Raw genomic sequence first — 6,570 nt, forward strand, 5'->3', positions numbered from 1 at the left:
TCGTGGGCTCTGAGATGTTTATAAGAGACAGCTGTGGAAGCCGGGCCCCGAGGGCGCTCCGGGGGCGTTCCGGGGGTGCGGCCGGTGATGGCCGCACCCCCGCTTTCCTCGTGTCAGATACCGGCCGCCCCGGCCAGCGCCGCGGCGAGGTCGTCGGCCAGCGCCGACACCGTCGCCGCCTCGAAGGCGTGCTCGTTGTACCGCAGCCAGCACCGCAGCGCGCCGTCCGGCTGCTCGGTGACCGCCAGCTCCGGGACGTGCCGGTCACCGCCCGGCAGCGGGTACGGCACGGTGGCGTTGCGGGGCAGCTCCCAGGCCGCGCAGGCCACCCCCGGCAGCTGGGCCGGCGCACTCCAGCTCTCGTACCTCAGCCAGGCCGCGAACGGCACCAGCGGGCTGAACTCCGCGAACGGGTAGAGCTGGTGGTCGAGCGCGGCCGTGGCGGCGGACCGGACCCGGTCGAGCAGTTCGGCGAAGCCCGGCGCGCCCGACACGTCCACCCGCACCAGCAGCGACTGCACGAAGCAGCCGACCGCCCGCTCCGCCTCCGGTCTGGTCCGGCCGGGCACCGGCGTCATGAGGACGAGGTCCGGCTGTCCGCTGCGGGCGGCCAGCAGGCCGCTCCAGACCGCCGCCACCGCGAGGAACGGCGTGGCCCCCAGCTCCGCCGCCCTGGCCCGCAGCGCGTCCGCCGCCTCCGGGGGCACCGTGAACGCGTGGGCGGCGCTCAGCACCACCTCGGTGTGGTGGCGCCCCGGGAAGGGGTCGATCGCGGCGGGCGCGTCCGCGAGCGCCGTCGCGAAGTGCGTCCGGGACGCCGGCCAGTGGGCGTTCGACCACTCCGCCAGCTCGCGGTACTCCGGGCCGGGCCGGGCGGCCGGCACCCGGCGCCCGTGGCGCAGCGCCGAGTACGCCACCCCCAGCTCGCGCAGGAGCACGCCCAGCGACCAGCCGTCGCTGACGAGGTGGTGGACGGCCAGCAGGACGACGTGGTCCTGCGGCCCGCGGCTCACCACGGCCAGCCTGGTCATCGGCCCCGCGGCGACGTCCGTCAGCCGGTCGCGCACGGCGACCAGCCGCGCCGACACCTCGTCGTCGCTCGCGCCGGGCGCCTCCACCAGCACCACGTCCGCGTGCGGTTCGTCGTCCAGGACGGCCCGCAGCACCCCCGGTTCGGCACCGGGCACCGGGACGAACCTGGTCCGCAGCGCGGGATGGCGGCGGATCGCCTCGTGCAGGGCGTCGGCCAGGACGTCCGTCCGCAGGCCCTCCGTCACCCGGAACATCACCGCCACCGCGCCGACGTTGCGGCCCGGGGCCTCGGCCATCCAGCGCAGGAAGTTCTCCTGCTGGGAGGTGAGCGGCAGGTCGTGCGGCTGTGCGCGCAGCGAGCGGAGGAAGTCCGACACCTCGGCCCCGGACCGCTCCACCGTCCCGGCCGCCGAGGCTTCGGCCCGCTCCAGCCAGGCCGCCTGGGCGCGGAGCGAGGGGCGCTCGAAGACCAGCGCCGTGCGAGCCGCCACGCCGAACTCGGCGGAGATCGCGGCGGCCAGCTGGACCGCGCGGAACGAGTCCCCGCCGAGGGCGAAGAACTCCTCCTCCACCGCCCGGACCGGCCGTCCCAGCACCGTCCGCCACAGGCCGGCCAGGGCGATCTCCCGCTCCGTCTCCGGGGCCCTTCCCGTCACCGGGGCGGGCTCGTCGAACGCGGTCCGCAGCTCGTGCTTGACCACCTTGCCGCTCGGGTTGCGGGGCAGGGAGTCCAACACCAGGATGCGCACCGGCAGTTCGGGCCTGGCGAGCCGCTCGCTCAGGAACAGCCGCAGACCGTCCGGATCGATTCCGCCCGGCAGCGGGACCACCGCGGCGACCGGCACCTGGCCCATCACCGGATGCGGCAGACCGAGCGCGGCCGCGTCGGCGACCTGCGGGTGCTCGTGCAGCACGGCCTCGATCCGCAGCGTCGAGACCTTCAGCGCACCGGACTTGACGATGTCGCTCTCCCGGTCGACCAGATGGAGGAAGCCGTCCCCGTCCAGCCTGCCGAGATCGCCCATGCGCACCCAGCCGTCGCGGAAGACGCCGTCGGAGGCCGCCCCGGCGTATCCGCGCGGCGGCCCGGGCTGACGCAGCCAGATCTCGCCGGTCCCGCCGGGCGGCACCGGCTCCCCGGCCTCGTCCAGGATCCGCAGGTCGGCCGGGTCGGTCGGGCGGCCCACCGAGCCGGGGCGGCCGGGGTCGACGATCGCGGAGATCTGGGCGGGGGAGGCCTCGGCCGAGGTGTAGGTGTTGACGACCGTCGCCTTCGGCAGAGCGGCGCTCAGCCCGGCGGCGACGGCCGGCGGGAGCGCGGCGGCGGTGGAACCGACCAGCAGGACGCTGCCGAGGTCCCGGCGCGCGGCTGTTCCGGAGTTCAGCAGTTCCACCGCCATCGACGGCACCAGGAAGACCGTGCCCGCGCCGAACTCCTCGACCACCCGCCCGAATTCCTCCGCGTCGAAGCGCGGCAGACAGATCGTCGTGGGCTGCGCGGTCAGCGCGTTCACCAGGACCGCCTGGGCGGCGTTGGTGCCGATCGGAAAGGCGTGCACCGCGTGCCGTGAGTGCGCGTACGGGCGGGGCCGGGGGTTGAGGACCAGACCGGCGGTCAGGCTCGCGTGCGCGGCCCGGACGCCCTTCGGGGTGCCGGTGGTGCCGGAGGTCCCGATGATCTGGGCCAGGTCGCCGGGGGCGACCCGGTGCGGCGGCTCGATCCCGTCCGGGGCGCCGAGCGGTGGGTCGAGCGGAGCGCCGTCCGGGGCGTCGAGCGGAGCGTCGAGGCCGTCGAGCGCGAAGGTGGGCAGCGTGGTGCGCGGGCCGTTCCCGGCGACCGCCCAGCGCGCCCCGGCCGCCTCGACGAGCCGCTCCACATCGGCCGGGGCCAGGTCCTCACGGATCACCAGCCCGGCCGCGCCCGCGTAGTGGGCGGCCAGGAACGCCACGGCGTACGCGTCCCACTCCCGGTTGGTGAACAGCAGCGCCACCGTGTCCCCGGGGCGCACGCCCGCCCGGGCCAGCCCGTGCGCGGCCCGCACCGCCCGCTCGCGCCACCGGCCGTAGGTGAGGCTCCCGCCGCCGGGCACGAGCAGCGCGGTGCGTTCCGGATGGAGCGAGGCCCGGTGGTCCAGGAGCGCCGGAAGCGTGAGCGGGACGGGGACGGGCTGGGCGCTGATGACGACTCCCGGGGGCTTTCGGAGCGCGGCGGACCGATGCCGGAGGAAGATCGGCCGCTGATTGGTCCAGACCGTATCGGAACGGTGAAGGCGGGCGCCAGATCCGTTCACAGTTCGTCACGACCCTTGGCGCGCGGGCCCGGAGCGCCGCCCCGCCGGAGTCAGGCGGGCGGCCCCGGCTGCTCCGGCCAGCCCGCCGTCAGGCGCCCGCGCTCCTGCCACTGCCGTACCCCCGGCCCGTCCGGGGCGCCCCGGCGGCAGAACTCCTCCAGCCGGGCGCACCGGGCGAGCATGGCGGCCCGGCGCCGCGGCCAGGGCGGCACCGGCTGCCCGTAGGCGTCGAAGAGGTGGTGCAGGGCGCCCGCCCGGGCCGGGTGGTGCATGCGGACGATCCACTCGCACCAGGCCAGGTCCTCCACCGGCTCGCCGAGATGGGCGAACTCCCAGTCCAGCAGGCCGGTGACGGCGAAGGTCGCCGGGTCCAGCAACAGGTTGTTGGGCCCGAAGTCCCCGTGCACCAGCACCGACCCCGGGCGCGCCGGACCGTCGCCGGCCATGCCGGGATCGACGGCCTGGAGCCGTCGCAGCACCCGCCCGCAGGCGGCCAGGACCTGCGCGCCGTGCCCGGCGTCCAGCAGGTCCTGCGCGGGCACTCCGGGCAGGTGGCCGAGCGTGATGGCGCCCGGCTCGGTGCCGAGCACCGGGGGAACCGGCAGCAGCCCGTGCAGCAGGGTCAGCAGCCGGTGCTCGCGCCGGCGCCGCTCCTCGGCGTCCGGCCCTTCGTAGCGTTTCACCACGACGGTGCCGTCGCCCGCGGTGCGGTTGGTCCAGCCGTGCGGGAGGGGCCGAAGCCCGGACGGGCCCTCGCTCACCCCCGCCACTCCTCGGCCAGCAGTCCGAGCACCATCTGGTCCACGAACTCCCCGTACGCCCAGGCGGCTTGGCGCAGCCGCCCCTCGACGGTGAAGCCGACGCCGGTGGCGGCCCGGAGCATCGGGGCGTTGTCCGCCAGCGTCTCCAGTTGCAGGCGGCGCAGGCCGAGTACCGGGAAGGCGTAGTCGCAGAGCACCCGCAGGACGTCCGGTGCGAGCCCGCGGCCCCGGTGGCCCGGCAGCAGGGCGAGGCCCACGTGGGCGCTGCGGTTGTGGGCGTCGATGCCCCACAGCAGCGCCTCGCCGGCCAGCTCCCCGGAGGCCGTCTCGACCACGGAGAAGCACGCCGCCTCGTCGGACGGCCCGGTGGCCACGTACGGGGAGTCCGCCGAGCCCGGGGGGATGGGCCGCCAGGGGCGGGAGTCGGCCCGCGAGCGGGTCGCCACGTCGTCGTACAGCTCGGCCAGGAGCACCGGGAGATCGGCGTCGTGACGGGCCCGGAGGGTGATGTGAGTGCCTTGTAACATGTCACATGTTTACCATTGGTGGGACTGCCGCGCCCAACGGGTTTTCCGGAGCCAACCGGCGTTGATCGCGGTCCTCCGCGTCCTCAGGTCCTCGGAGCCCGCGAGTCGGCCGACGCCTGTGGCCTCGTCACGTGTTCGCCTCGATCATCACGGCGTTCTCGTGGACCGGGCGGTGCAATGGTGGCAGTAGACGACATCGACCGGCCCACCGGACCGGGCCCGTGCCACGGCCCGCGCACACGACACGGCGGAGAGCACGCCGAGGGCGAGCAGCACCACGCCCGCAGCGTGCCCACTGAGCAGCGGTTTCGCGGCCAGGACGAGGAGCACCACCGCCGCCAGGAACCGCACGACACCCCGGCCCCGGAGCACGGGCCGATATCGCTCGCGGAACACGGTGAGCTCTGTCGTCTCCTCGCACCGCGGGCAGCCCGCCCCGCCGCCTCCGCCGGCCTGCGCCGTATCGAACAACAGCTCATCCGTCACACGGCAACCCTACGGCTCACGGCCGGGGCGGCTCGACCCCGTCGCTCAAGTCGGGCCGTCGAACCGGATGTCACCTGGTGGGGCCGGGTGGCTGCGCTCGCCGGAGCTCGCCCCCGACCGAGGCGGCCGGGCGGACCTGTGCTGTGATGGGGGTCCGATCAGCCAAGGAGGACGTCGTGACCGTCGAGTCGCACGAGGACTGCGGTCCGGTGTACACCCTCGGCCCGGACGAGCCGATGTTCGTGTCGAAGCGTGTGCGTCGCGGGCAGCCCGTCGTGAGTGTCCACCTCGACGAGGACGGTGACTGGCAGGCGTTCTCGGCGACCGAGCCGCGCTGGTGGAAGGGCGGCCCCAGGCTGGTCCATGCCGCGCACCTGCTGGAGAGCGACCCCTCGATGGCCGGCCTGCCGGCGTTGCCGCTGAATCACTGGGCGACGCGTGAGGACGCCTCGTCGACGGCGTGGCAGGTCTTCCGGGGCTGACCGGACCCGCGGCGGCCCCGGAGCTGTCGCCCGGCCCGCGCCGGCGCGCCGACGACCTGTGAGCGGACATGTGATCTCCCTCTCCGGTGCGACAAGTCATTACTCGTCCGGGCCCGTCAGCGTAGAGTGGGCGGGTGTCAGCTGATCTTGGAGACCGACCGAAGCCCAAGCCGTTCGATGAGTGGCGGGACATCTATGACGTCCTTGAACAGGTGCGGCAGCGGCCCGGCATGTTCGTGCGCAACGGCTCGCTGGACGACCTGGGCCTGCTTTTCTCGGGGTACGGCCTTGCCCTGCGGATTCACGGGGTCGACGAGCGGTTCGATTTCGATCCGGCCGGCCCGTTCCAGCAGTGGCTGTGCTGGACGCGCGGTTGGCCGTTGAGCCTCAGCTGGTACAAGTTCATCGAGCAGAACGCTGGTGCGGTTCCGCCGCTGGAGGCGTTCTTTCAGCTGCTTGACGAGTGGCGGGCGAGTGTGGCCGCCGAGAACTCGGCAGCAGCAGAAACGGCTCCCTGACAGGCCGTTGAACGGCATCACGAGCGGCTGTGCGCGGTGCCCGACGGCGACCTCGTCACGGTGCTCCGCGAGGGCAGGGCCTCCGTGGTCACGGACACCATCGAGACCGGCCGCCTACCTGGTGCGGCTGCTGAAGCACATGGATGCCACTGGCCGGACCGTCGCCGTGCCCGTCGACCGTGCGGCCGACGCGACCGGGGACGGCGTCGTCGACGAGCTCCCGTCGGGCTACATCCGGCGCGCGAAGGATGCGATGCCGCGCCAGGGACGGGACTTCCGGTGGCGGATGGTCATGGACTACCGGCACGACAGGAAGGTCCTGCTCTCCGACCCGATCGAGGACGGCGTCCTCCGGTTCACCGGCGCCCCGGACGGCAGTTGATCCGCCACTGGGTTCCCGGGAGTCCCGGACGGGTGGGCCCCGGTGGACGGCGTACCGGTCACCCGGGCCCCCCGGGTGTGACCCGAGCGGG

At 74.4% G+C, this 6,570-nt stretch carries 7 protein-coding genes; 3 read left to right on the plus strand and 4 right to left on the minus strand.

Going from position 1 to position 6,570, the window contains the following annotated elements:
• Nucleotides 1–113: 113 nt before the first annotated feature.
• The 4 genes from ACWGKU_RS25625 to ACWGKU_RS25640 all read right to left on the minus strand — a co-directional run bounded on the left by ACWGKU_RS25625 (nt 114) and on the right by ACWGKU_RS25640 (nt 5,097).
• Complete coding sequence (locus ACWGKU_RS25625) at nt 114–3,263, minus strand: AMP-binding protein (RefSeq protein ID WP_452191577.1); 3,150 nt, start codon at nt 3,261–3,263, stop codon at nt 114–116.
• 110 nt (nt 3,264–3,373) lie between these two features.
• Nucleotides 3,374–4,084, minus strand: coding sequence for a phosphotransferase family protein (locus ACWGKU_RS25630; RefSeq protein ID WP_401050719.1), 711 nt, complete (start codon nt 4,082–4,084; stop codon nt 3,374–3,376).
• The gene (locus ACWGKU_RS25635) at nt 4,081–4,611 is read right to left on the minus strand and encodes a GNAT family N-acetyltransferase (RefSeq protein WP_401050722.1); all 531 of its coding nucleotides are present in this window, start codon (nt 4,609–4,611) and stop codon (nt 4,081–4,083) included. The genes ACWGKU_RS25630 and ACWGKU_RS25635 overlap by 4 nt, the downstream gene beginning before the upstream one ends.
• Before the next feature lie 147 nt (nt 4,612–4,758).
• Nucleotides 4,759–5,097, minus strand: a complete 339-nt coding sequence (locus tag ACWGKU_RS25640) for a hypothetical protein (RefSeq protein ID WP_401050725.1) — start codon at nt 5,095–5,097, stop codon at nt 4,759–4,761.
• Between the two features lie 176 nt (nt 5,098–5,273).
• On the opposite strand from ACWGKU_RS25640, the gene ACWGKU_RS25645 reads away from it, so the two are divergent.
• The 3 genes from ACWGKU_RS25645 (at nt 5,274) to ACWGKU_RS25655 (ending at nt 6,479) form a co-directional block, all read left to right on the plus strand.
• Nucleotides 5,274–5,579: a hypothetical protein gene (locus ACWGKU_RS25645; protein ID WP_401050727.1), complete on the plus strand. Its 306-nt coding sequence runs from the start codon at nt 5,274–5,276 to the stop codon at nt 5,577–5,579.
• A gap of 134 nt (nt 5,580–5,713) precedes the next feature.
• Entirely contained in the window at nt 5,714–6,097 is a 384-nt protein-coding gene (locus ACWGKU_RS25650) for a hypothetical protein (protein ID WP_401050729.1), read from the plus strand.
• 139 nt (nt 6,098–6,236) lie between these two features.
• Entirely contained in the window at nt 6,237–6,479 is a 243-nt protein-coding gene (locus ACWGKU_RS25655; protein ID WP_452178663.1) for a hypothetical protein, read from the plus strand.
• The last annotated feature ends 91 nt before the right edge of the window (nt 6,480–6,570 follow it).

This window comes from Kitasatospora sp. NPDC054768, assembly GCF_053612025.1.

Bases quoted from the DNA above. Each gene is read 5' to 3' on its own strand.
- ACWGKU_RS25635 (WP_401050722.1), bottom strand. From the start codon at position 4,611: ATGTTACAAGGCACTCACATCACCCTCCGGGCCCGTCACGACGCCGAT.
- ACWGKU_RS25655 (WP_452178663.1), top strand. From the start codon at position 6,237: ATGGATGCCACTGGCCGGACCGTCGCCGTGCCCGTCGACCGTGCGGCC.